Here is a 24,181-nt window from a genome sequence, read left to right on the forward strand (position 1 = left end):
TCTCTCCAGTAGGCCGGGATCGAGGCCAAGACGGCGCCCGCACGACGCCCCCCTAGGTCGGGGCGAGAAAAATTTTCAGTAGGTCGCGAAGAACGTCATGCCGAAGGTCCGCGGCCGCTGCGGCGTGACCTGGCGCGTCTGGTTCGGATTGAACGGGTTGCCGAAGGCGAAGGTGTCGCCATAGGCGTTCGTCGGATTGGTCACGAAGGCCTGGACGCCGAAATTCCGGTGCGACAGCTCGGCCAGCAGCCGGGTGCGGGCATAGCCGCCCATCTTCTGGTTGCTGGTGGCGGGCCATTCGAGCCGGGAGCGGCCGACATAGGCGGTCTCGCCGGTGAGGCGCAGCAGCCAGTCGCCGGCGATGGGCTTCTCGTAGCTGATCATCCCCGCGCCGGAGAACGCCGGGGGCGCCCGGCAGGCCCTCCCCCAGCTCCTGGTAGGCGTCGAGGTTGGGGTCGTAGGTGCGGGTCCGGGCCACCCGCGCATTGGCCTGGATGAGCAGGTTCGGGGTCCAGCGATAGGCCAGCTCGCCCTCCAGCCCGAGGATCCGCGCGCTGCCGGCGTTGGTGGTGAAGGGGATGCCGACCGAGTCGAAGCGGAACTGGTCGGTCTGGATGTTGCGCCAGTCGTCGAAGAAGACGGCCGAATTCAGCCCGAGCCGGCCTTCGCCGAAGGTCAGCTTGGCCCCCACTTCGAAGTGGCGCAGGCGGTCGGGGTCGTAGACGGCCAGCACCGCCGGGCGGATCGGCTCCGCGCCCCCGGAATTGAAGCCGCCCGCGCGGTGGCCCTCGGAGATCACGCCGTAGATCAGGTCGCCGCGCGGCAGTTCGTACTGCAGCGAGACCTTGGGCGACACGCCCGTGAAATCCTGCTTGGCGTCCAGGCTCCGCGGCTCGAACCGTTCGGAGACCACGTCCGAACTGGTGCGGGTGCGCGTCGTGAACACCCGGCCGCCGAGCGCCAGCGTCCAGCCGGGCGCCGGCTGGTAGGTCAGCTCGCCGTAGGCCGCGTATTCCCGGATCCGGTCGCGGCGGTCGTCGGCATAGACCATGACCTCGACCGGCTGGTTGCCGACCACGCCCTGCGCCAGGAATTCGGTCGGCGAGTGCGCCGACATGGCCGAGCCGTAGACCCCGAAGAGCCACTCGAACTTGCGGCCGTCGTAGACCACGAACATGTCCTGGACGAACAGCTTGGTCTTGGTGCGCTCGGAATAGGCCGAGGTCTGGCGGAAGTCGGTGTAGGTGTCCTGCACCAGGGTGGCGTCGTAGAAGCTGCCGTAGGCGTGGCGCACATAGCCCGACGACGAGGTGAAATCGAAGCCGCGCCAGGACCCCTTGATGGTGGCCGAGCCCAGCGCGATGTCGTTGACGTGCGGCTCGGCGATCCGGTTGGCGCGTTTCAGGCCCATGCCGGGGTTTGTGTAGTGGGTGTCGTCGGAGCGCAGGTGCTGGCCGGCACCGGCGATCATCACCGAGAAGGCGTCCGTCGGCTCGAACAGCAGGCTCGCCCGGCCGCCGCGGCGCTCGGTGCGGTCGACGTCGTCGCGGCCGAGGTTGATGTCGTCGAGCTGGCCGCCCTGCACCTCGTTGTAGCCGGAGACCCTGAGGCCGGCGGTGTCGCGCCAGAGCGGGAGGCTGACGTAGCCCTGGATGGCGTGGCTGGGATCGCCGTCCTTGGTGTCGGCGACGGTGCCGCGCACCTCGGCCTGGATCGCATCCAGGTCCGGGCGGCGGGAGACGATGCGATAGACCCCGGCCAGGGAGCCCGCGCCGTAGAGCGCGCCCTGGGGTCCGCGCGCCACCTCCACCCGCTCCACGTCCACCAGGCGCAGGTCCGGGTCGGGGGCATTGTAGTTGAGCGGCACGTCGTCGAGGTAGGTGACCACCGTCGACCGCGTCCGGCCGGTGAAGGCGCCGTCCGACAGCCCGCGCAGCAGGAGCTTGTTGCGCCCGGGGCCGAGGTTGGTGGCCAGCACGCCGGCCAGCTGCGGCGCGGCGTCGGCGATGTCGGTGGCGCCGCTGTCCTCGAGGGCGTCGCCGGACGCCGCCGAGACGGCGACGGCGAGCTCGCGCGGATTGCGCGCCCGCTTGGTGGCGGTGACCACCAGCTCGGAAAGCATGGTCGGCGGCGGGGCGCCGCCGCCTGGGCCCTGGGCCGCGGCACGATCTCGACGGTGCGGGGCGCCACCAGCCGCCAGGTGCAGGGCGCGTCGGCGAGCAGGCGGTCGAGCGCGTCCTCCAGCGGGAACGAACCGTTGATCCCCGTGGAGACGCCGTCGCAGGCGCGGGCGCCGATCAGCGTGATGTTGGCCTGGAGCGCGAGGTCCAGCAGGGCCTCGGAATAGCGCTTCGGCGCCACCTGGAAGCGGACAGGGGCCGTCGCGGCCTGCGCGGGAGCGGCAAAGCCAATAACCACGCCGACACTTGTCAACGCGGCGGCAAGTTCCCGACTGCGTGAGATAATCCGACTGCCCTACCGCTCGGCGCTACTTCTTCAGAAGGCGCAAACCCCGCTCGGAAGGTACTGATCTTACGGGCAGCATCAAGGAAAGACGCTGCGTCACGGCGCCCGGGTCGTCGAGGACGATCACGCCGGTGATCGGAATGGCGCCCAGCTCGGGGTCGCCGATCTCGATCTGCTGCTCGAACTGCCGGTTCAGGTCGGCCACGACCACCGACAGCGGCGTGTCGCGATAGACGAGCCGGCCGGCGCGCCAGCTGAACGCCTCCTGCGGGTCGACGGCGCTGAGCTCCGTTGCGCCGTCGGCCTGGACAGCGAGCTTCTGGCCCCGGATCAGCAGCACCGGCGCGGCGCCGGCCGCCTTCCTCGGGCTGACCTGCACCTTGCCCTCGGCGACCGTCACGTGGAGCTGGCCGTCCCGGCTGCGGACGTCGAACTGGGTGCCGACCACGCGCACCACATGGTCCGCGGCGGCGACGGTGAACGGGCGGGCCTTGTCGTGGGCCACCTGGAAGATCGCCTCGCCCTCCTCGAGCACCACCCGGCGCTCGCCGCGCTCGAGGCGCACCGCGAGCTTGGTCTCGGCGTTCAGATGCACCGTCGAACCGTCGGCGAGGCTGACGCTCCGGTGCTGGCCACGGCCGGTCTGATAGACGTCGGTCGCCGTCTGGGTGAGCATCGGCGGCAGGATCGCGACCGCCAGGCCGGCGGCGATGGCGAAGCCCCCCGCCCCCACCCACCAGCGCCGGGTCGCCTGCGGCCGGACGGTCCGCGCCGGCGGCGCGTCCAGCTCGGCCAGCACCTCGGCAGCGGCGGCGTCATAGGCGTGCCAGACGCTCAGGGCTTCACGGTAGGCGTCGGAATTGCCGGGGGTTTCGGCCAGCCAGGCTTCGAACGCCACGCCGTCGTCGGCGGACACGTCGGCGCCCTGCAGGCGCGCGAGCCAGGCGCCGGCTTCCGCCGTCGACCGCTCCCTGTCCGCTGCAATGCTTACCATGTCACCGCCTGCCCCTTCGGCCACCTCGGCCCTGGACAAACAGAGAGACGGCGCCGCTCCGGCCCATCCCTAGGTCGGGGCGCAATTTCTGTGCCGAACCCGACATAGCCCTCATGTTCGCAGCTTCTGGGAAAGGTTGCGGATGGCCGCCTGGATGTGCTGCTCGACCATCTTGCGCGAGACGCCCATGGCCTCGGCGGTCTCGGCCTGGCTCTTGCCCTCCAGCTTGTGCAGGCGGAAGGCGCGCTGCATCTGCGGCGGCAGCTCCTTCACGGCCGCGGCGAGCAGCCGCACCCGCTCCTTGGCCAGCAGGGCCTCGTCGGCGCCCGGCTCGCGCTCGATGGGCTCGCCGCCCACGCTGGTATGGGTCTCCTCGCGCCACTGGCCGTCGCGCCGGGCCGAGCGCTGCACGCTGCGGACCTGGTCGGTCATCAGGTTGACGGCCATGCGGTAGAGCAGCGCCTGCGGCGACTTCACCTCGCCGCGCACCTCGGTGGTGCTGAGCTTCACGTAGAGGTCCTGGACCAGGTCCTCGGCCATGGCCATCGACCGGGTCCGCGACGCCAGGAACAGGATCAGCGCCTCGCGCCGCTCGAAGAAGGCGCGCAGCAGCGGGTCGTCCTCGGCGCGCCCTCTGGACGGCTCAGAAGGCCCCAAGTCTGCGTCTCCCCTCGATGCGCCGGCTGTCGCGGTCGTTTCTGCAGTGTGCGGTTATGGCCGAAACGAGCGGAGCGCAACGCCATATGACGGTCCCGCGAAGGCTCAGCCGGGCGAGGCGGCGGATTCCCGGACGATCAGGGTGGGCTCGAACTCCGGGGCCGCGGGGCTCGGCTCGCCCTCCCCGTTCCGGAGCAGCATCTGGGCCGCCGTCTTGCCGATCTCGCGGATCGGCAGGCGCACGCTCGACAGGCGCGGGAAGAGGCGCGCCGCCATGGGGCTGTCGTCGTAGCTGACCACCGACAGGTCGCCGGGGATGGAGAGCCCGGCCTCGCGGGCCGCCTGATAGACGCCGGCGGCCATCTCGTCGTTGCCGGTGAAGATCGCCGTGGGCCGGGGCGACAGCTCGAACAGCTCCCTGGCGCGGGCCACCCCGAATCGAAGGTGTACGCGCCCTGGGCCGAATAGGCGTTCCTCAGCTCGACCCCGCCCTCGGCGAGCCCCCGGACGAAGCCGGCGCGGCGCTCGTGCGCCGAGCGGAAGGTGTCGGGCCCGGAGATGTGCGCCACCACCTTGTGACCCAGCTCCACGAGGTGACGGGCCACCTGGTAGCCCCCGTGGTGGTCGTGGGTGACGAGGCTGGAGCCCGGCTCGTCGAGCGGAATGCCGGCGATCCGCACATAGGGGCAGTCGAGCTCGGTCAGCAGCTTGGCGACCCGCTCGTCCTCGGAGACCGAGGGCGGCATGACCACGCCGAACAGCTTCTGACGCTCCACGAAACCGCGGAGGTCGGCCAGGAAGGTCGGGCTCGTCCGATCACAGGGGTGGACCAGCAGCTCGAAGCCGGAGCCGCGCAGGGTGTCGAGGATGCCCTGCTGCATGTCGATGACGTATTGCGGGCTCGGGTTGTCGTAGACGAGGCCGATCAGGAACGAGCGGCGGAAGGCCAGCCCCCGCGCCTGCGGGTCCGGCGCGTAGCCCAGCTCGGCGATGATCTCGTTCACCCGCTCCCGGGTGTCGGCCTTCACGAACGGCGACTGGTTGATCACCCGCGAGACGGTCTTCTTCGAGACCTGCGCCAGGCGCGCGATGTCATTGATCGTGGGGCGCTTGCTCGCATCCCAGACCAGCGCGGGTCGCACGGGTTTCGCCGATTCGGTCACCAGCCAGGGGGCCTCCAGTCACGCTCGTACTATAGCCGGGACCCCGCGTGCGCCAGCATGCTGAACGACAGGCCGCCCGCGCCGGCAGGCGGCGCCGTCAGACCGCCTGGGCCGGGCCCTCGGCCGGCGCGGGCTGGTCCAGCCTGTAGGCCCGGCGCGGCAGGTTGTAGGCGAGGTCGACGGCCACCTCGCGGGCCTCGTCCTCCTCGATCCGGTGCTCGGTGACGAGCCGCGCCAGGAAGTTGCAGTCGACGCGCCGCGCCACGTCGTGGCGGGCGGGGATCGACAGGAAGGCCCGCGTGTCGTCGTTGAAGCCGACGGTGTTGTAGAAGCCCGCCGTCTCGGTGGTCTGCTCCCGGAACCGGCGCATCCCCTCCGGACTGTCGTGGAACCACCAGGAGGGGCCGAGCTTCAGGACCGGATAGTGACCGGCCAGCGGCGCCAGCTCCCGGGAATAGCTGGTCTCGTCGAGCGTGAAGACGATCACCGTCAGGTCGCGCTCGTTGCCGAAGCGGTCCAGCAGCGGCTTCAAAGCCTGGACGAACTCGGTCTGCATCGGGATGTCCGCGCCCTTGTCGCGGCCATAGCGGTCGAAGATCAGCCGGTTGTGGTTGCGGAACGAGCCGGGGTGGATCTGCATCACCAGGCCGTCGTCGAGGCTCATCCGGGCCATCTCGGTCAGCATCTGGGCCCGGAACAGCTCGGCCTCGGCGGAGGTCGCCTTGCCGCAGGTGACCGTCCGGAACAGCGCCTCGGCGTCGGCGGCGGAGAGGTCGGCGGTGCGCGCGGTCGGGTGGCCGTGATCGGTGGAGGTCGCCCCGGCCGCCATGAACTGCCCCCGGCGGACGCGGTGGGCCTCCAGGTAGCCCTGCCAGCTCATCACATCCTGGCCGGTGATCTCGCCGAAGCGGGCGAGCGCGCCCTGGAACTGCTCATGCTCGCAATCGATCACCGGGTCGGGCCGGTAGGCCGTGATGACCTTGCCGCCCCAGCCGCTCTGCCGGATGGCCGCGTGGTGGTGGAGGCTCTCCTGCGGGCCCTCGGTGGTGGCCAGCGCCTCGATGCGGAAGCGGTCGAAGAGGGCGCGCGGGCGGAAGGCGTCGGTCGCCAGCTTCTCGTTGATGGCGTCGTAGCAGAGGTCCGCCGTCTCGGCCGACAGCGCGACGTCGAGGCCGAACACCACGCTGAACACGTGGGCCAGCCACAGGGCCGACGGCGTGCCGCGGAACAGGTGCTGGTTCTCGGCGAAGGTCCGCCAAGCCTTGCGGGGGTCGGCGCTCGACATCCCCGCCCGGCTCGGCACGCCCAGGCTCTCCAGGGGAATCCCCTGCGAATAGAGCATGCGGTAGAGGTAGTGATCGGGCGCCAGCAGCAACTCGGTGGCGTTCGGGAACGGCTGGTTCAGCGCGAACCAGGACGGATCGGTATGGCCGTGCGGGCTGATGATCGGCAGGTCCTTCACCTCGGCGTAGAGCCGCCGGGCGACGGCGCGCGCCGCCGGCTCGGGGGAGAACAGCCGGTCTTCGTGAAGGGTCAGTGGCCGGGCCATGGTCGTTCCTCTCGACGCTCGTCACTGCGATGCCGCGCGGGCTTGCCGCGTCTATGACACCGGTTACCATAGGTGCGATGAGCTTAGCAGCCTCCCTGCTTAGGATCGATCCCCGGGGCGACGTCGCCGTCGCGGTGCGCGGGCTGGCGGCCGGCGCGGGGGTGCAAGTACGGCTGGCCGATCGGCCGGGCGACGATGGACATCCAGCCGGGCGACCATGCCCACACCTACTAGGCGTGACGCATTGATTGCCTCCGCTTGTCCCGGCGAAAGCCGGGATCCATACGGCGTCTCAGCTTGGGCCCCGGCTTTCGCCGGGGTGAGCGGGTTTGGGTTGGCTTGATGCGACGCCTCTCGAACGAAACCCTTTATCTAGTGCCCGCATCCGTGGAGACGCCGGCCTACGACCGCGCCGCGTCGAAGCTGGGGGTGGTCCACTTCGGCCCCGGCGCGTTCCATCGCGCCCACCAGGCCTGGTACTTCGACGAGATGCTGAAGGCCGGCGGCGACTTCGCGGTCTGCGGCGTGGCTGTCCGCTCGGCCGACGTGGAGGCGGCGCTGCGGCCGCAGGACGGGCTCTACGCCCTGGCCGAACGCGAGGCCGAGCCGAGGCTTCGGATCATCGGGTCGATCAGGGAGGTGCTGACCGCGCCCCGGGCGCCGGAGACGGTGCTGGCGCGCCTCGCCGATCCGGGCGTGCGGCTCGTCACCTCGACGGTGACCGAGAAGGGGTACTGCCTGACGCCGGCCGGCGACCTCGACCTCGGCCATCCGGACATCCGCCGCGACCTCGAGGGCGCGGGTCCGCCGGTGAGCTTCCCGGGCTGGCTGGCGACGGGGCTGGCGGCCCGGCGGGCGGGCGGCGTCGCCCCGTTCGTGGCGTTGAGCTGCGACAACCTCTCGGACAACGGCAAGCGCCTGCGCCGCGCCGTCCTGCAGCTTGTGGAGGCCAAGGGCGACCGGGACCTCGCCGCCTGGATCGAAGGCGAGGTGCGCTTCCCCTCCACCATGGTCGACAGCATCACCCCGGCCACCGACGACGAACTGCGCGAGAAGGTCCGCCGGGAGCTCGGCCTGGAGGACGCCTGGCCGATCCAGCGCGAGCGGTTCGTGCAATGGGTGGTGGAGGACGCGCTCGGCGCCGACGCCGACGCCTTCGCGGCCGCGGGCGTGACGCTCACCCACGATGTGGCGGCCTTCGAGAAGGCCAAGCTGCGGCTGCTGAACGGGGCCCACTCCACCCTGGCCTATGTGGGCCTGCGGCTCGGCCACGAGACGGTCGCCCAGGCCATGGGCGACGACGCCCTCGCCGGCTTCGTGGCGCGGATGATGCGCGAGGACATCGCCGCCAGCCTGCCGCCCACCCCGGGCCTCGACACGGCGGCCTCTATCGCCGCCGTCCTGATCCGGTTTCGCAACCCGGCGATCGCCCACCGGCTCGCCCAGATCGCCTGGGACGGGTCGCATAAGCTGCCGTTCCGCATCCTGGAGACCACGGCCGAGGCGCTGGCCGAAGGCCGTCCAGTCAGCCGGCTGGCGGTCCCCGTCGCCGCCTGGATGCACTTCGTCCGGGCCCGCGCCCGGGCGGGCGAAGCGATCACCGACCCGATGGCCGACACCCTGCTGGACCTCGGCCGGCGGATGACCGGCGATCCGGCCGCCGACGTGGCGCCGGTGCTGGCGCTCGCCGCCGTGTTCCCGCCCGCGGTGGCCGCCAACGCTCGGTTCCGACGCGCCCTCGAGACCGCCTACGCCCAGCTCGACACCGATCCGTCCGCCGCGCTCGCGGCGTGACAAAATCCCCGCGTTTGTGGCCTTGATTTGAAAATGACACCGGTTTCCTATACCCCTGCCGATCACCCGGAAAACGGGCCGGACGGCGGGAGGATCGAGATTTTGACGGAGCCGGCGGCCACGACGTCGCGCGATGAGGACGCGCCTTCCATCGCCAGGCGGTTCGTCGCCGCGCGCCAGGCCTTCGAGGCCGTTCCCGGCTTCCCCGGTCCCCTGCCCCGGTCGCTGGCCGAGGGCTACCGCATCCAGGAGGCCGCCATCGGCCTGTGGCCGGACGAGGTCGCCGGCTGGAAGATCGGCAAGGTGCCGGTGGACGTGCAGGCCGAGGTCGGCGAGACCCGCCTCGCCGGCCCGATCTTTCGCGCCAACGTGCAGACGCCCCCAGGGGGAGGCCGGCCGCTTCCGAACGATCCCGGGCGGCTTCTCGGCCGTGGAGGCCGAGGTGGTGGTCCGCGTGGCCAAGGACGCACCCGCCGACAAGCTGGACTGGACGCCGGATGAGGCCGCCGAGTTCGTGGACGCCTTCGTGATCGGCTGCGAGTTCGCGGGCTCCCCGCTCTCCACGATCAATGTGCTCGGGCCGCGGGTGGTGGTCTCGGACTTCGGCAACAACGCGGGCCTGGTGCTGGGGCCGGAGATCGAGGGCTGGCGCCGGCGCTCGCCGGAGAGCCTCGCCTGCCGCACCCTGATCAACGGCGTGGAGGTGGGCCAGGGCTCGGCCGGCAGCCTGGAGGGCGGACCGCTCGGCTGCCTCGCCTGGATGCTGGCCCACGCCGCCCGCCGGGGCCGGCCGCTGAAAGCCGGAAGCCTGATCACCACCGGCCAGCTCAGCGGCATCCACGAGATCCGGCCGGGCGAGGAGGCGGTGGTCGATTTCGGCCCGTTGGGCGAGGTTCGTTGTACCGCTACCATCGCGGTGACCAGCTAAGAAAAAACACCCAGGGAGGACCCTAAGTGACCGCAGAGGCGCAAGGGGCGCAGCCGATCGCCGTCAAGGTCGGCAACTACCGATGGATCATCGTGGCCCTGCTGTTCACGGCCATGGTCATCAACTACGTCGACCGGCAGATGCTGGGGCTGCTCAAGCCGACCCTCTCCGAGGAGCTGGGCTGGAGCGAGACGACCTATGCGGACATCGTCTTCTGGTTCCAGGCGGCCTATGCGCTGAGCTACCTGTTCTTCGGCCGCATCGTCGACAAGGTCGGCGCCCGGATCGGCTTCGCCGGCGCCTTCGTGGTCTGGACCATCGGCCACATCGCCTGCGCGTTCGCGAAGAGCGCCGGCGGCTTCATCGCCGCGCGCGTGGTGCTGGGCATCGGCGAGGGCGGCGGCTTCCCGGCCGGCATCAAGGCGGTCACCGAGTGGTTCCCCAAGAAGGAACGGGCTTTCGCGACGGGCGTGTTCAACGCCGGCACCAACATCGGCGCGATCGTCACCCCGCTCGTGGTGCCGGGCATCGTGCTGTCGATGGGCTGGGAGGCGGCCTTCATCATCACCGGCGTGGTCAGCCTGGTCTGGCTGCCGGTCTGGTGGCTGGTCTACAAGCGGCCCCGCGAGCAGTCGAAGCTGTCGGCCGCCGAGCTCGCCTACATCGAGCAGGATCCGCCGGACCCGGTGCAGCACGTCCCCTGGACCAAGCTGATCCGCGTCAAGGAGACCTGGGCCTATGCGCTCGGCAAGTTCCTGATCGACCCGATCTGGTGGATGTACCTGTTCTGGCTGCCAGACTTCCTCTCCAAGCGCTACGACCTCGACCTGAAGACCTTCGGCCCGCCGCTGATCGCCATCTACCTGCTGTCGGACGTCGGCAGCGTCGGCGGCGGCTGGCTGTCCTCGCGGTTCATGCACCGGGGGATGAGCGTCAACGCGGCGCGCAAGCTGACCATGCTGATCTGCGCGCTCTGCGTCCTGCCGATCGCGTTCGCCATGTACGCCGACAACGTCTGGCTGGCGGTGGGCATCATCGGGCTCGCCACGGCCGCCCACCAGGGCTTCTCGGCCAACCTCTACACCCTGCCCTCCGACGTCTTCCCCAGGGCCGCGGTGGGCTCGGTGATCGGCATCGGCGGGATGGTCGGCGGGATCGGCGGTATGGCCATGTCGAAGTACGCCGGCTGGGTGCTGGAGAAGATCGGCAGCTACACGCCGATCTTCGTGGTGGCGGCGTCCGCCTACCTGCTGGCGCTGGCGGTCGTGCACATCCTCAGCCCGAAGATGGCGCCCGCGAAGGTGGATTGAAAATCATCCCTCCCCTTCAGGGGAGGGAAAGGCCGCCTAGGGCGGCCAGGGTGGGGAAGTGGGGTTCGGGCGCATGGATCGGCGCTTGGCCCACACACCCCCACCCGGCGGCGCTTCGCGCCGTCCGCCCTCCCCTGAAGGGGAGGGATGGTCGCTCACCGCGCCAGCCAGCCGCCGTCCACGGGGATCACCGCGCCGTGCATGTAGTCGGCGGCGGCGGAGGCGAGGAACACCGCCGCCCCGCCCAGGTCCTCGGGCCGGCCCCACCGGCCGGCCGGGATGCGGGCGAGGATGTCCCGGTTGCGAGCCTCGTCGGCGCGCAGCGCTTCGGTGTTGTTGGTGGCGAAATATCCGGGGGGCGATGGCGTTGGCGTTGATCCCCTTCGCCGCCCATTCGTTGGCCATCAGCTTGGTCAGGCCGGCGATGCCGCTCTTCGAGGCCGTGTAGGACGCCACCCGGATGCCGCCCTGGAAGCTCAGCATCGAGGCGATGTTGATGATCTTCCCGCCGCCCCTGGCGACCATCACCTTCGCGGCGGCCTGGCTGAGGAAGAAGGCCGACTTCAGGTTCACGTCGATCACCGCGTCCCAGTCCTCTTCCGTGAAGTCGAGGGCGTCGGCGCGGCGGATGATGCCGGCGTTGTTGACCAGGATGTCCAGCGAGCCCAGGCCCGCGACGGTCTCGTCTACGATCCGCTGGACCGGCTCGATGGAGCCGAGGTCGGCGGAGATGGCGAGGAACCGCCGGCCCGTCGCCGTCACCGCGGCCTCGGTCTCGTCCATGGCCGAACGGCCGACGCAGGCCACGTCGGCGCCCGCCTGCGCCAGCGCCACGGCGATCGCCTGGCCCAGGCCGGTGTTGGCCCCGGTGACCACGGCGACCTTGCCGGCCAGGCTGAAGAGATCGGCGCCCATGCCCGCCCCCTTACTTGAGTTGGCAGATGTCGAGGACGTTCATGTCCGTGTAGTCGAGGTTCTCGCCGCCCATGGCCCAGATGAACCCGTAGGCGCTCGTGCCCGCGCCCATGTGGATCGACCAGGGCGGGGAGATCACCGCCTCGTTGTTGCTCATCACCACGTGGCGCATGGCGTCGGGCTCGCCCATGAAGTGGAAGACCCGGTTGTCGCCCTCGAGGCCGAAGTAGAGGTAGACCTCGCTGCGCCGGTCGTGGAGGTGCGGCGGCATGGTGTTCCAGACGCTGCCCGGCTTGAGGAACGTCACGCCCAGCAGGAGCTGGGCCGACTGGCAGACGCCCGGGATGATGTACTGGTAGATCGTCCGCTCGTTCGACAGCTCCGGCGAGCCGCGCTCCAGCGGGTTCGCCTTGTCGATGGAGATGTGCTGGGTCTCGAGCCTGACATGGCAGGGCAGCGAGACCAGGTAGAAGAGCGCGGGACTGGCGGCGTCGCCGCTCTCGAAGGTCACCGTCTCCGAGCCCATCGGCACATAGAGGCCGTCGCGGGGTTTGAGGTCGTAGGCGGTCCCGTCGACGGTGATCCTGCCCGCCCCGCCGACGTTGACCACGCCGAGCTCGCGGCGCTCCAGCAGCGGATGGCCCTTGGCGCTCTCCGGCTCGGTCTGCGCCGGCAGGGTCAGGGCGGCTGTGGTCGGCGCAGCCCCGCCGATGATGAAGCGCTCGTTATGGGAGTAGTTCAGGCTGATCCGGCCCGGCTGGAACAGTCCGCCGACCAGGTAGCGGTCACGCAGCGTCTGGTTGTCGACGCCGGCCATCATATCGGGATGGGTCGCGTGGTAGACCTTGTCGAACATCGGCTTCACTCCCTGTGAGGGTTAGGTAACCGGTGTCATATCCTGTCGCAACGATTTCCGGCGGCGATCCTGGCGAAGGGGTCAGCGACGCGGCGGCTTGCGGGTGAAGACCCGCGGCGGGTTCACGGCCGCCGGCAGGCCGGTGTCCGGCCGTTGCCAGCGCCACTCATAGGGACTGAGCCAAACCCAGCCGCCCGCGCTCATGCGCCGAGGCGCGAGCGCGAAGCTGCGGATCCAGGGGGCCTCAATCATTTCACTCACAACGCGCATCCGACTCGAAAACGTCCCGGCCCCAACCATAGCGCGGCGCGCCCCGCCGCGCTGCGTCCGCAACGTCACAGGTTTGCGGCAAGTCGCTTGTCGCGGGCGATGGAGTGGGCCGCGGCCAGGTGGCAGCCGATGGTGATCACCACAATCGGGATCAGCGCCAGGAAGCCGATCGCCAGCGACTGATCGCCGTAGTGCGGCTTGGCCCAGTCGGAGATCCGGCCGACATAGACCGGGCCGACGCCCAGGCCCACGAGGTTGAGGATGAACAGCAGGACCGCGCCGGAGATGGTCCGCCTGGCCGGCGTCACGGCGTTCTGGACGACCGTCAGCGCGGGGGCGAGGTACATGTTGTTGAGCAGGGCGGGCACGGCGATGAACACCAGGGTGAGCTGCCAGGTGGGCGCATAGACGATGCCGAACCAGAACGGGATGGTGAGCGCGAAGGCGATGGCCGGCACCCAGGCGAACCAGCGGCGATCCTTGCGGCCCAGGCGGTCCACCAGCCAGCCGGCGGCGAAGGTCCCGATCATCCCGGTGATGCCGAGCACCAGCGAGTAGTAGTTGGCGATCTCCACGAGGGTCATGCCCTTCACGCGGATCAGGAACGGCGCGTTCCAGTTCAGGGCCGCATAGCCCACGAAGGCCGACATGGCCGAGGAGACGGCCGTGAGGATCAGGGTGCGCTGGCGGAAGAAGCCGCCGATCGCCTCGAACATCGGCGGGGCCGGCGGATGTTCCGAGCCGTCCTCCGTGGCGTCCAGGCCGCCGCGCTTGGGCTCGCGCACCACGAGCAGCAGCACGAGCGCCATGACGATGCCCGGCACGCCCATCACATAGAACGCCATCCGCCAGTCGTAGGCCTCGGCGATCCGGCCGGCGGCGAAGGCGCCGATCATCGAGCCGGCGGGCACCCCAGGGAATAGACGGCCAGACCGACGCCGCGCTTCTCGGGCGGGAAATAGTCGCTGATAAGGGAGTAGGACGGCGGGGAGCCGCCGGCCTCGCCGATGCCGACCCCCATCCGGTAGAGGGCGAGCTGGACGAAATTCTGCGCCGTGCCGCAGAGCACGGTGAACAGGCTCCACAGCGCGCACGCGCCGGAGATGATCCACACCCGCCTCGCCCGGTCGGCGAGCCAGGCCACCGGCAGGCCGAACGTCGTATAGAAGGCGGCGAAGACGATGCCGCCCAGCATGCCGAGCTGGGTGTCGGTGAGGTTCAGGTCCTTGCGGATCGGCTCGGCGAGGATCGCCACGATCTGCCGGTCCAGGAAGTTCAGCGTGTAGACCACCGCCAGGATGAAGACGACGAAGTAGCTGTAGGCCATGCTGGACTTGGCGCCAGCAGGCGCGGCGGCGGCGGTCATGAACTCCCCTGACATTGGCCGGCGCGGCCAGCTTTCTGGCTTCGAAGCGCCGGTATGCGTTTCCTCGAAAAAGCCTTGTGGCATGGGCTGTTGGAGCCGCCAAGGGGCGGGTGCGCAGGAACTTCCACGGCCAAGCTTGCACGGTGGCTATGGGCCTGAGAGAACATGCTTCTTGTGAGCTTCCTGTAGATGCGCGTCGACGCCACTCCCCTCCCCGCTTCGGCCAGCGACGTTGGCGTCGCCGAGTCCTTCGAGAGCTTCGACTGGGAACGGACGCCGCTTGGCCCGCGGGCCGACTGGCCGGGGGCGCTGGCGGGCCTGGTGGCGCTCGTGCGCAGGCTGCGCCACCCGGCCTTCCTGCTCTGGGGTCCGGAGCAGACCTTCATCTACAACGAGGCCTACCTGCCGATCCTGGGCGAGCGCGGCGCGAGGCGCCTTGGGTCGCCCGTTCTTCGAGGTGTGGCCCGAGGTGGACGATGAGGTCGGGCCGGTCATCGAGTCGGCCTACGCGGGCGACGCGAGCTTCTTCGAGGACCTGCCTGTGACGCTCCTGCGCCAGGGTGCGCCGCACCAGGCCTGGTTCACCTTCTCCTATACGCCGGTGGAAGATGAGGACGGCCGCATCGCCGGCGCGCTCTGCCTGTGCCGCGAGACGACGGAGGCCGTGCTCGCCAAACAGCGCGCCGCCTTCCTGCTGGAACTGGAAGGCGTGCTTCGTCCGCTGACCGAGCCCCGCGAGGTGATCGCCGCGGCCCAGCGCGCGCTGGGCGAGCACCTGGGGGCGAACCGTGTGGGCTATGGCGACGTCGCCGAGGACGAGCGCTTCTTCACGACCGAGCACAACTGGACGGACGGCACGGTCGAGCACCACAGCGGCCTGCACGACCTCGCCGCCTTCGGGCCGCCGGTGCTGGAGGCCATGCGCCACGGCGTGACGCTGCGGGTCAACGACGCCGCCACCGAGCCCGCCTTTGCGGGCGCGGAGGTCCAGGCGGCGTTCGCAGGCCTGGAACTGAAGGCCTCGCTGGTGGTCAGCCTGGTGAAGGGGGGACGGCTCACCGCCGCCCTCTACGTGCACCAGAGCACGCCCCGCTATTGGAGCGACGACGAGGCCCGCCTCGTGGAGGAGGTGGCGGAGCGGACCTGGTCGGCGGTGGAACGGGCCCGGGCCGAAGCGGAGCTCCGCCGCAGCGAAGCACGCTACCGGGAGTTCTTCGAGACCGCCGGCGACGCCATCTTCATCGAGGACGTTGACGGCCGCTATGTGGAGGTCAACGCCGCCGCCTGCCGCCTGATCGGCTACCCCCGCGACGAGCTGATCGGCATGGACTCCCGCCTTCTGTTAGGAGGCGACGACGTGGGCCCGGCCGCCACGTGGCGCCGGACAGGCGGCCGCGACCAGCCGGCCGTCGCCGATCGGCGCCTTCGTCGCAAGGACGGCAGTTGGGTGGAGGTGGAGATCAGCGCCGGATCCCTGTCGAACGGCGGGGTGGAGGCGGTGGTCCGCGACATCAGCGCCCGGCGGGCCGCCGAGGCCCGGCAGCGGCTGATGCTCAACGAGCTGAACCACCGGGTGAAGAACTCCCTGGCCACGGTCCAGGCGATCGCCGCTCAGACGCTGCAGCGCGCCGACGTGCCCAAGGACGTCCGGGACACCTTCGCCGCGCGGCTGATCGCGCTGGCCCAGGCGAACGACGTGCTGATCGCCGAAGACTGGTCCGGCGCCGGTCTCGAGGCGATCGCCGCACAGGTGGCGAGCCCCCATGCGGAATCGGGCCGGCCGGAGCGCTTCTCCTACGGCGGCCCTCCGGTGCACCTGCCGCCCAAGTCCGCGACCGCCATGGCGCTCGCCCTGCACGAGCTGGCGACGAATGCGGCGAAGTACGGCGCCCTCTCGAAGCCCGAAGGCCAGGTTTCGCTTTCGTGGGACGTCGACCCCGCCGCGGGCGAGATCGCGATCTCGTGGCGGGAACGGGGCGGCCCGCCGGTGAGCCCGCCGGCGCGGTCCGGTTTCGGCACGCGCCTGATCCGCCAGGGCCTGAAGGCCGACCTCCAGGCAAAGGTGGCGGTCAGCTACGAGCCGGAAGGCCTGGTCTGCAGCATCACCGCCCCCCTGCCCGGGACAGATCCGGGCCCGCTGGAGATCGGCTAGCGCTTGGCCAGGCTCTGCTCGACCCAGTCGAGCCGGGCCTTCTGGTGCTGGTCGCGGACGTGGACGCCATCGTTCGCGAACTCGATCGCCGTCTCCTTCGGCGCGAACCGCGGCCAGGCGGGCCCGCCGGCGGACCCCGGATTGCCGGTCTTCGCGAAGGCCGCCCAGTAGGCGTTCATGGCCTTTGAGATCGCCACGTCCTCCGGGGCGAACTTCTGGGCCGCGCCGCCGAACACGTACTTGATCTCCGCGGCGTGGGCCGCGCCCAGCGATTTCTCGCGCTCGGCCGGGGTCACGTAGGAGAAGTGGTAGAGATAGACCGGCTGGCCAGCCTTGGACTGAAGGCGCGCCACGTTGCGGTCGGGCTCGGTCACCAGGGTCGCGGTGCTCAGGCGGTGGACGATCTTCGTCCTGTCGCCGGTGTTCTCCGGATCGAAGGCGGCGTTCAGGGACGGACGGGCGGCTTCCGGGACCAGGTCGAGCTGCGCCGGCTGCGGCCGGAAGAGGCTCGCCTCATTGGAGTTGCCGCCGGTCAGCAGCGGGACCTTGGCCTGGCGGCCGGCCGCGAAGCCCTCGGCGATGCCCGAGCTGATCCACGTCCCGTCGAGGATCGGCTGGGCGCGGGCGGTGAAGGGCTCGGTATAGGGCATGGCCGAGATCGGCAGCTTGCGGAGCGCGGCGGCGGCCGTGGCGTCCTCGCCCTGCACGCCGGCGGCCTGGGCGGCCTTGAGGCCCAGCGCCTCGGCGGCCTGCAGGCTGGCGGGGACATGGCGCGCGAAGCCGCTCTCCGACGCCGCCTTGTGGAAGAGCCCGCGGGCCTGCGGGCGCCAGCATGAGGTAGAAGACCGAGATGCCGCCGGCGCTCTCGCCGAAGATCGTCACATTGCCCGGGTCGCCGCCGAAGCTGGCGATGTTGGCCTTCACCCACTTCAGCGCCGCGACCTGGTCCATCAGGCCGTAGTTCCCCGTGGGCCCGCCCTCCCTGGTCAGCGCCGGATGCGCGAACCAGCCCGCGCGGCCCAGGCGGTAGTTCAGGGTGACGAGGACCACGCCCTGTTTCGCGAACTCGGTCCCGTCATGCACCGCCCCGAAGGCCGCTGTCGAGTTGCCCGCGACGAAGGCCCCGCCGTGGATCCAGACCATCACGGGCAGCTTCGCGCCGGCCTTGGCGCCGGCCGGCCGGGTGACATTCACGAACAGGCAGTCCTCGGACTGGGTGCAGTTGGCGCCCGGCTTCGTTCCGTCGCGGACGCCGGTCCATTTCGCCGCCTCGGCGGGTGGCTTCCAGCGCAGGTCATCGACCGGCGGGGCTGCGAACGGGATGCCCTGGAAGACGGCGGCGCCGTCGGCGACGGTTCCGCGGACGGAGCCCTGCGAAAGCTTCACCACCGGTCCGGCGGCGACGGGCGCGGCGCCCGCGACGGCCGGCTGCGCCGTGGCGGGTGGCGAGGCGGCCGCGAGGCCAAGGGCCAGGACGACGGCGAGCGCGCGTGCGACGGACATTGTTTCCCCCGGGAGCAAGCCTCCGGTCTGACGCCGGAGCATACCCGTTTTTCTACGCGATCCTAAGGGACTGTAAAGCGCCGCGTCACAGCCAAGGCAACGGATGGCTCGCTACGGAGTTCTAGGCATGAAACCACGCCCAAGCTCGGACTTGCGATGCGTGGCGTGACGGGGGTCATGAAGACGACGACGGTCGGGGCGGAACGCCCCACAGGACTCGGACTCTGCCTCGCGGCCCTGGCGCTCGCGTGGGGCGGACCGGCGTGCGCCCAGGTGACGCTGGCTGCGGACGCGGCCGCTCGCGAGCTGGGCGGCCTTTCCATCGACGAGCTGGCGCAAATCAACGTCACCTCGGTGTCCAAGCGGCCAGAGGGCCTGAACCACGCGGCGTCCTCCGTCTACGTCGTCACCGAAGAGGCGATCCGGCAATCGGGGGCGCAGACTATCCCCGAGGCGCTGCGGCTCGCCCCCAATCTCGAGGTCATGCGCATCGACGCGCTCGACTATTCGATCACCGCCCGCGGCTTCGCGGGCTTCGAGTCGGCCAACAAGCTGCTCGTGCTGGTCGACGGGCGCAGCGTCTATACCCCGCTCTTCTCGGGCGTGGACTGGGACGAGCATCACGTCCTGATGGACGATATCGACCGCATCGAGGTGATCAGCGGCCCCGGCGGCACGCTGTGGGCGCCAACGCGGTCAACGGCGTGATCAACGTCACCACCCGCAGCGCCTTCGACACCGAGGGCGGCCTGGCGGTGGTCAACCTGGGCACGCTCGATAGCGACGTGCGCCTTCGCTATGGGGCCCAGCTCGGCGATTCCGGCGCGGGCCGGGTGTACGCCACGGCCTTCCGGCGCGCCGACCTCGAGGAAGCCGACGGCTCCAGCGCCAATGACGGATGGGACGGCTGGCAGGCCGGATTCCGCGCCGACTGGGCGCGCGGCGTCGATGCGATCACCCTGCAGGGTGATCTGCAGGACGCCAACATCGAGCACACCCTGGACTTCGGCCAGGGCTACTCCCGCGGCGGCAATGTGCTCGGCCGCTGGACCCACGCCATGGGCGGCGCATCGATCGAGGTCCAGGCCTACTATGACGAGATCGAGCGGCAGGTCCGCGGTGTCCACGACAGGCTGCGCACCTGGGACGTCCAGGCCCAGCACGCCTTTCCGCTCGGCGCCCGCCATGCGGTTGTCTGGGGGGCGGCTACCGGATCACGAAGGACGAGTTCCGCACCCTCTCCGATCCCCAGCTTCTCGACCCGCCAAGGCGGCGGAACGACATCGCCAACCTGTTCATCCAGGACGAAATCGCGCTGCGGCCGGACCTGCTGCTGACCCTCGGCCTCAAGCTGGAGGCCAACGACTACACGACCTCCGAATGGATGCCGAACGCCCGCCTGGGCTGGCGGATTTCGGAGCGGCAGTTCGTCTGGGGCGCGGTGTCGCGCGCGATCCGCAATCCGTCGCGCATCGAGCGGGACTTCTCGATCCCGGGGCTGGTCGACCCGGGCCACATGGGGTCGGAGAAGCTGATCGCCTACGAACTCGGCTACCGGGGCCGGATCACCGACGCGGCCAGCGTCACAGTGACGACCTATTTCCACGATTACGACGACATCCGGACGAACGAGCTTGACCTGAGCTGGCCCCGGCCAGTCCTCGTGGGCAACACCATGGAGGGCGAGACATGGGGTGTGGAGGCCTGGGGCGAGGTGCAGGTGGCCGACTGGTGGCGCCTCAGCCTCGGCGGTTCGATCCTGGAGAAGGAGTTCCGACTGAAGCCTGGCAGCCGCGATATCTCCAGGTTCGAGGCCATGGGCGCGGACCCCGGCTACTGGGGCAAGATCCGCTCGCGCATGGATCTGACGGATCGTCTGAGCCTCGACATGGCCTTGCGGGTCTATGACGACCTGCCGCGGCTGGCGGCCTCCGGCTATGTGGGCGCGTCGGGCTATGCCGAGGCCAGCTTGCGCCTGGCCTGGCGGGTGACCGACCAGATCGAGCTGGCGGTGAGCGGCCAGGACCTGCTGCACGCACGTCATGCCGAAGCCAGCGAGACACGGCGCAGCGAAATTCCTCGGAGCGCCTTCGTGACCCTTCGCTGGACCCCCTGAATGGCGGCGGCGCGGCGAGCCTCGGACCGTTGGATGATCGCGGCCGGCGCACTGGCCGGCTTGCTGGCGCTGGGCACGGCGGCGGGCGCGCAGCCGCTGGAATACGCCGTCAAGGCCGCGTTCCTCACCAAGTTCGCCGCCTTTGTGAGCTGGCCCGCCGGTTCGGCCGGCGGGCCTGTCCGGCTCTGCGTGCTGGGCGACGATCCGGTGGGCGACGCGCTGGCGGCCCAGGTTCCGGCCCAGGTCAACGTCCGGCGGCTCGCCACGGTGGACCGCAGCTCGGGCTGCCAGGTGCTCTACGCCGCCGGCTCGCACCGGCAGACCACCGCCCAGGCGCTGGCGGCGGGTGCGCGGCGCCCCGGTGCTCACGGTGACCGACTCCACACGCGGGAGTACGCGGGGGATGATCCATTTCGTGGTCTTCCAAAACCGCGTCCGCTTCCATATCGACGCGCAGCAGGCGTCGGAGAACGGGCTGGCGATCAGCTCGAAGTTGCTCGCGCTCGGCCTGTCGGTGAAGCGATGAACCTGCGTTGGCCCCGCCTTTCGATCCGCGGCCAGGTGAATCTGGCCGGCCTGGCCGCCGTGGCCCTGCTGGCCGTGGGCCTGCTGCTGGGGCTGCGCGCCGAACAGGTCTACCGCGCCCAGGCGGCGCGGGCGGCCGTCGTGCAGGCCGAGATCCTGGCCGCCAGCGTGACCGCCGCCCTGGCCTTCGACGACCGCCCGACCATGCGGGAATATGTCGACGCCCTGCGCGCCAACCGCCGGATCGCCGCCGCGGCGGTCTATGACACCGAGGGCGGCCCGCTGGTCACCTACGCCCGCCGCCCCACTTCACCGCCGCCGGCCCGCCTCGTGGATACGGTCGCCGCCTTCCGGCAGGGCGCCGCCGAGGTCAGCGTGCCGGTCTCCGAACAGGGCGTCCGGCTGGGCGCTGTCTACCTGCGGACCGCCCGCGAGCCGTTCGGGGATTTCCTGGGCCGGCACAGCGGGCTGGCGGTTCTGACCGTCGTCTCCCTGCTGATGCTGGGCGTCATCACCCGTTCGGCGGCCCAGCTCCAGCGGCGCGCCGGCGAGTTGGCCGAGGCCAACGAGAAGCTGACCGTGGAGATGCGCGAACGGGCCCGGGCCGAGGAGGCGCTGCGCCAGAGCCAAAAGATGGAGGCGCTGGGCCAGCTCACCGGCGGCATCGCGCACGACTTCAACAATCTGCTGCAGGTGGTGCACGGCGCCTTCGAGCTGATCCGCCGCAAACCGGCAGAGACGGAGAAGGTCGCCGTCTGGGCGGGCAACGGCCTGCAGGCCGCCGAGCGGGGCGCCAGCCTGACGCGCCAGCTCCTGGCGTTCTCCCGCGCGCAGAAACTCGAGCTGCGTCCGTTCATCGTCAGCGAGCTGATCGCCGACATGCGCGACCTGATCACCCGCAGCCTCGGCGGCGACATCGAGCTGGAGTTCCGCCTCGACGACGACGCGCTGCCGGTGCTGTCCGACCGCACCCAGCTCGAGCTGGCGGTGCTGAACATGGCGATCAACGCCCGCGACGCCATGCCGGACGGCGGCCGCCTGGTGATCGCCACCGAGGTGATCCAGGTCCCGCCGGGGCATCCGGTGCTCGATCCCGACGCCTATGTGGAGCTGAGCGTTTCCGACACCGGGGCCGGCATGCCGCCCGAGGTCGCCGAGCGGGCCTTCGACCCCTTCTTCACCACCAAGGGCGTCGGCAAGGGCACGGGACTTGGGCTCTCGCAGGTCTATGGCGTGGCGCGCCAGGCGGGCGGCCAGGCGACCATCGACAGCGAGCCAGGTCAGGGGACGACGGTGCGCCTGCTGCTGCGCCGGTCGCAGACGCCGGTCGAGGCCGTTCAGGCCGGCCGGTCGGCCCAGGCGCCGGTGCTGGCCCCCGCGGAGGGCGCCTGCGTGATGGTGGTCGACGACGACGCCGAGGTCCGCAACCTGGTCCGCGACACCCTCGAACTGCTCGGCTACCGGGTGATCGCCGCCGACGGAGGCGCGCGCGCGCTGGAGATGCTGGCCCAGGACCAGCCGGACCTGGTGCTGATGGACTTCGCCATGCCGGGGATGAACGGGGCCGAGGCCGCGGCGCTCGCCCGCGAGCGGTGGCCCGGGCTGCCGATCGTCTTCGCCAGCGGCTATGCCGACAGCGCGGCCGTCGAGGCGGCGCTGGGCGGCCAGGCGGTGATCCTGCGCAAGCCCTTCGAGATGGACGATCTCGCCCGCACCGTGGCCGAGGGGCTGAAGGCGCAGGACCCGACGCGCTCTAGCGCCTGAGCGGCACCACCTTGCCGGAGCCGCCGGTCCGGCCGAGCGCGGCCTCCACCTTGCGGGCCAGTTCGTCGTCCCGGAACGGCTTCTGGATGATCCGGTCCTCGCCCACGTCGCGCAGGGCCTTGAGGTCCGCATAGCCGGTGATGAACAGGACCGGCAGGCCGGGCCGCAGCTCCACCGCCGCACGGGCCGCCTCGACGCCGTTCATCCCGGGCATGGCGTAGTCGGCGAGCAGGATGTCGATCGGCTGGCCGGCCTTCAGGATGTCGAGCGCGGCGCCGCCGCTGCCGGCCTCCAGGACCCCGTAGCCCAGCTCGGTCAGCATGGCCGCGGTGATTTCCCCGCACGGCGCTGTCGTCGTCCATGACCAGCACGGTGTGGCTGGCGGCGTCGACCGGAGCCACGGCGCGGGAACGGGTCTCGGGATCGCGGCGCGCGACTCCCTCGGCCCGGGGCAGGAACACCTTCACCGTCGTGCCCTCGCCGAGCCGCGTCTCGATGCTCACGCCGCCGCCCGACTGCTTGGCGAAGCCGTAGACCTGGGCAAGGCCCAGGCCGGACCCCTTGCCCACCGCCTTGGTGGTGAAGAACGGCTCGAAGGCCTTGGCCAGGACCTCGTCGGTCATGCCGGGGCCGGTGTCGCTGACCGACAGCATGACGTACTCGCCGGGCGGCGGCTCCTCCGGCCGGGCCGGCGCCGTCGTGCGGGTGACGTTGGCGGTCTCGACGCTCAGGCCGCCGCCGACCTCCATGGCGTCGCGGGCGTTGATCGCCAGGTTGAGGATGATCAGTTCGATCTGGGTGGGGTCGACCAGCGCCGGCCACAGCTCCGGCTTCAGCACCGTCTCGAGCCGCACGCTGCCGCCCATGGTGGAGTGCAGCAGGTCGCGCATCCCGGCCACGGTCTCGTTCAGGTCGACGGGCTTGGGCTCCAGCTTCTGCCGGCGCGAGAAGGCGAGCATCTGGGCCGTGAGCTTCGCGCCACGCTCGGCGGCCGTGCGCATGTGGCTGATCCGCTCGCCGATGGCCCCGTCGATCTTCTGCCGGGCCAGCGACTTCTCGACGAAGCCGATGTTGCCGAGGATCACGGTCAGGAGATTGTTGAAGTCGTGCGCCACGCCGGACGTGAGCTGGCCGACCGCTTCCAGCCGCTGCATCTGGCGCAGCGTCGCTTCGACCCGTTCGCGCTCCTCGATCTGGGCGGCCAGTTCGCGGTTGCGCTCGGCCAGGGCGACGGCGGCGGCCTTCTCGGCGGTGATGTCCCGGCCGACGGCATAGGCGAAGTCGTCCGCCGCGCCGGTCCAGGATATCCAGCGCCACGTCCCGTCGATGGCCAGCAGCCGGGTCTCGAACCGCTCCACCACCTCGCCCTGGGACAGGCTGCGCGCCATCTCGGCGATGATCGGCTGGTCCTCCGGAACGACCAGGTTCTCGAGGCGCTCGCCGATCAGCCGTTCGGACCGGTGCCCCAGCAGCAGCTCCCACGCCGGGTTCACGCGGCGGAGCACGCCATCGAAGGACAGCACGGCGAACAGGTCGCGGCCCAGCGTCCAGATGCGGTCGCGCTCTGCGGTCCGGCGCGCCACCTCGTCCTCCAGACGGGCGTTCAGCTCGATCAGCGCGCGTTCGGCGGCCTGCCGCTCGTGACGCTCGCGGGCCTGTTCCAGCGCGCGCTCCACGGCCGTCGCCAGCCGGGTGAGGTTGCGCTTCATCACGTAGTCGGTCGCGCCACGCTTCAGCGCGTTGGTCGCGAACTCCTCGCCCACCACGCCCGAGACGAAGATGAAGGGCAGGTCCGGCTGCAGGGCGCGGGCGATGTTCAGGGCCGAGAGGCCGTCGAAGTCCGGGAGGGGAGT

19 protein-coding genes and 6 pseudogenes are annotated in these 24,181 nt (G+C 70.6%); 11 read left to right on the plus strand and 14 right to left on the minus strand.

Annotation, left to right across the window (positions count from 1 at the left end):
- Positions 1-52 precede the first annotated feature (52 nt).
- From LRS04_RS23965 to uxaC, 6 genes and pseudogenes are all read right to left on the minus strand, one after another.
- Entirely contained in the window at positions 53-2,122 is a 2,070-nt protein-coding gene (locus LRS04_RS23965; RefSeq protein WP_257818575.1) for a TonB-dependent receptor, read from the minus strand.
- Between the two features lie 366 nt (positions 2,123-2,488).
- Complete coding sequence (locus tag LRS04_RS23970) at positions 2,489-3,460, minus strand: FecR domain-containing protein (protein WP_257818576.1); 972 nt, start codon at positions 3,458-3,460, stop codon at positions 2,489-2,491.
- A 111-nt stretch (positions 3,461-3,571) separates the two neighbouring features.
- The gene (locus LRS04_RS23975; protein WP_257818578.1) at positions 3,572-4,117 is read right to left on the minus strand and encodes an RNA polymerase sigma factor; all 546 of its coding nucleotides are present in this window, start codon (positions 4,115-4,117) and stop codon (positions 3,572-3,574) included.
- 105 nt (positions 4,118-4,222) lie between these two features.
- Positions 4,223-4,549 carry a substrate-binding domain-containing protein gene (locus LRS04_RS27275; RefSeq protein WP_308238220.1) on the minus strand — a complete coding sequence of 109 codons (327 nt, stop codon included), beginning with the start codon at positions 4,547-4,549 and terminating at the stop codon, positions 4,223-4,225.
- A 95-nt stretch (positions 4,550-4,644) separates the two neighbouring features.
- A pseudogene (locus tag LRS04_RS27280) lies at positions 4,645-5,280 on the minus strand (LacI family DNA-binding transcriptional regulator); the annotation flags it as partial.
- A gap of 97 nt (positions 5,281-5,377) precedes the next feature.
- Positions 5,378-6,829: a glucuronate isomerase gene (uxaC, locus tag LRS04_RS23985; RefSeq protein ID WP_257818580.1), complete on the minus strand. Its 1,452-nt coding sequence runs from the start codon at positions 6,827-6,829 to the stop codon at positions 5,378-5,380.
- Between the two features lie 375 nt (positions 6,830-7,204).
- Here uxaC and LRS04_RS23990 point away from each other — a divergent pair, with 375 nt between their 5' ends.
- From LRS04_RS23990 to LRS04_RS24005, 4 genes are all read left to right on the plus strand, one after another.
- A complete protein-coding gene (locus LRS04_RS23990; protein ID WP_257818581.1) occupies positions 7,205-8,623 on the plus strand; it encodes a mannitol dehydrogenase family protein in 1,419 nt (472 codons plus the stop codon).
- Positions 8,624-8,725: 102 nt separating this feature from the next.
- Positions 8,726-9,124 carry a hypothetical protein gene (locus LRS04_RS23995; protein ID WP_257818583.1) on the plus strand — a complete coding sequence of 133 codons (399 nt, stop codon included), beginning with the start codon at positions 8,726-8,728 and terminating at the stop codon, positions 9,122-9,124.
- The gene (locus LRS04_RS24000; RefSeq protein WP_257818584.1) at positions 9,066-9,551 is read left to right on the plus strand and encodes a 2-keto-4-pentenoate hydratase; all 486 of its coding nucleotides are present in this window, start codon (positions 9,066-9,068) and stop codon (positions 9,549-9,551) included. Before LRS04_RS23995 ends, LRS04_RS24000 begins: the two co-directional genes overlap by 59 nt.
- 26 nt (positions 9,552-9,577) lie before the next feature.
- Positions 9,578-10,861: an MFS transporter gene (locus tag LRS04_RS24005; RefSeq protein WP_257818585.1), complete on the plus strand. Its 1,284-nt coding sequence runs from the start codon at positions 9,578-9,580 to the stop codon at positions 10,859-10,861.
- Positions 10,862-11,016: 155 nt separating this feature from the next.
- Here the strand turns inward: LRS04_RS24005 and kduD are convergent.
- The 4 genes and pseudogenes from kduD to LRS04_RS28515 all read right to left on the minus strand — a co-directional run bounded on the left by kduD (position 11,017) and on the right by LRS04_RS28515 (position 14,352).
- Positions 11,017-11,776, minus strand: a pseudogene (gene kduD, locus LRS04_RS24010) (2-dehydro-3-deoxy-D-gluconate 5-dehydrogenase KduD).
- Positions 11,777-11,786: 10 nt separating this feature from the next.
- On the minus strand, positions 11,787-12,632 hold the full coding sequence (gene kduI, locus LRS04_RS24015; protein WP_257818586.1) for a 5-dehydro-4-deoxy-D-glucuronate isomerase: 846 nt from the start codon (positions 12,630-12,632) through the stop codon (positions 11,787-11,789).
- Positions 12,633-12,713: 81 nt separating this feature from the next.
- Positions 12,714-12,893: a hypothetical protein gene (locus tag LRS04_RS24020; protein WP_257818587.1), complete on the minus strand. Its 180-nt coding sequence runs from the start codon at positions 12,891-12,893 to the stop codon at positions 12,714-12,716.
- Positions 12,894-12,967: 74 nt separating this feature from the next.
- A pseudogene (locus LRS04_RS28515) lies at positions 12,968-14,352 on the minus strand (spinster family MFS transporter).
- A gap of 105 nt (positions 14,353-14,457) precedes the next feature.
- Here LRS04_RS28515 and LRS04_RS24035 point away from each other — a divergent pair.
- Positions 14,458-14,748, plus strand: coding sequence for a hypothetical protein (locus tag LRS04_RS24035; RefSeq protein ID WP_257818590.1), 291 nt, complete (start codon positions 14,458-14,460; stop codon positions 14,746-14,748).
- Entirely contained in the window at positions 14,705-16,420 is a 1,716-nt protein-coding gene (locus tag LRS04_RS24040; RefSeq protein WP_257818591.1) for a PAS domain-containing sensor histidine kinase, read from the plus strand. The genes LRS04_RS24035 and LRS04_RS24040 overlap by 44 nt, the downstream gene beginning before the upstream one ends.
- On the opposite strand, the gene LRS04_RS24045 is transcribed toward LRS04_RS24040, so the two are convergent.
- Entirely contained in the window at positions 16,417-17,175 is a 759-nt protein-coding gene (locus LRS04_RS24045) for a carboxylesterase family protein (RefSeq protein WP_374577310.1), read from the minus strand. The genes LRS04_RS24040 and LRS04_RS24045 overlap by 4 nt on opposite strands.
- 73 nt (positions 17,176-17,248) lie before the next feature.
- A pseudogene (locus LRS04_RS24055) lies at positions 17,249-17,965 on the minus strand (carboxylesterase family protein); the annotation flags it as partial.
- 135 nt (positions 17,966-18,100) lie between these two features.
- Here LRS04_RS24055 and LRS04_RS24060 point away from each other — a divergent pair.
- The 5 genes and pseudogenes from LRS04_RS24060 to LRS04_RS24070 all read left to right on the plus strand — a co-directional run bounded on the left by LRS04_RS24060 (position 18,101) and on the right by LRS04_RS24070 (position 22,328).
- Positions 18,101-18,631, plus strand: a complete 531-nt coding sequence (locus tag LRS04_RS24060; protein ID WP_257818592.1) for a TonB-dependent siderophore receptor — start codon at positions 18,101-18,103, stop codon at positions 18,629-18,631.
- A 505-nt stretch (positions 18,632-19,136) separates the two neighbouring features.
- Entirely contained in the window at positions 19,137-20,039 is a 903-nt protein-coding gene (locus LRS04_RS24065; protein ID WP_257819241.1) for a TonB-dependent siderophore receptor, read from the plus strand.
- A gap of 33 nt (positions 20,040-20,072) precedes the next feature.
- Positions 20,073-20,354, plus strand: a pseudogene (locus tag LRS04_RS28520) (YfiR family protein); the annotation flags it as partial.
- Positions 20,355-20,409: 55 nt separating this feature from the next.
- Positions 20,410-20,565 (plus strand): YfiR family protein, encoded by a 156-nt coding sequence (locus tag LRS04_RS28525; protein WP_374577311.1) that lies wholly within the window; start codon positions 20,410-20,412, stop codon positions 20,563-20,565.
- On the plus strand, positions 20,562-22,328 hold the full coding sequence (locus tag LRS04_RS24070) for a response regulator (RefSeq protein WP_374577313.1): 1,767 nt from the start codon (positions 20,562-20,564) through the stop codon (positions 22,326-22,328). Before LRS04_RS28525 ends, LRS04_RS24070 begins: the two co-directional genes overlap by 4 nt.
- On the opposite strand, the gene LRS04_RS24075 is transcribed toward LRS04_RS24070, so the two are convergent.
- Positions 22,318-22,650 carry a response regulator gene (locus tag LRS04_RS24075; RefSeq protein ID WP_257819242.1) on the minus strand — a complete coding sequence of 111 codons (333 nt, stop codon included), beginning with the start codon at positions 22,648-22,650 and terminating at the stop codon, positions 22,318-22,320. The genes LRS04_RS24070 and LRS04_RS24075 overlap by 11 nt on opposite strands.
- Before the next feature lie 181 nt (positions 22,651-22,831).
- Positions 22,832-24,037, minus strand: a pseudogene (locus LRS04_RS24080) (ATP-binding protein); the annotation flags it as partial.
- Between the last annotated feature and the right edge of the window lie 144 nt (positions 24,038-24,181).

Origin of the sequence: Phenylobacterium sp. J367 (genome assembly GCF_024699985.1) — a bacterium.
GTDB lineage: Bacteria > Pseudomonadota > Alphaproteobacteria > Caulobacterales > Caulobacteraceae > Phenylobacterium.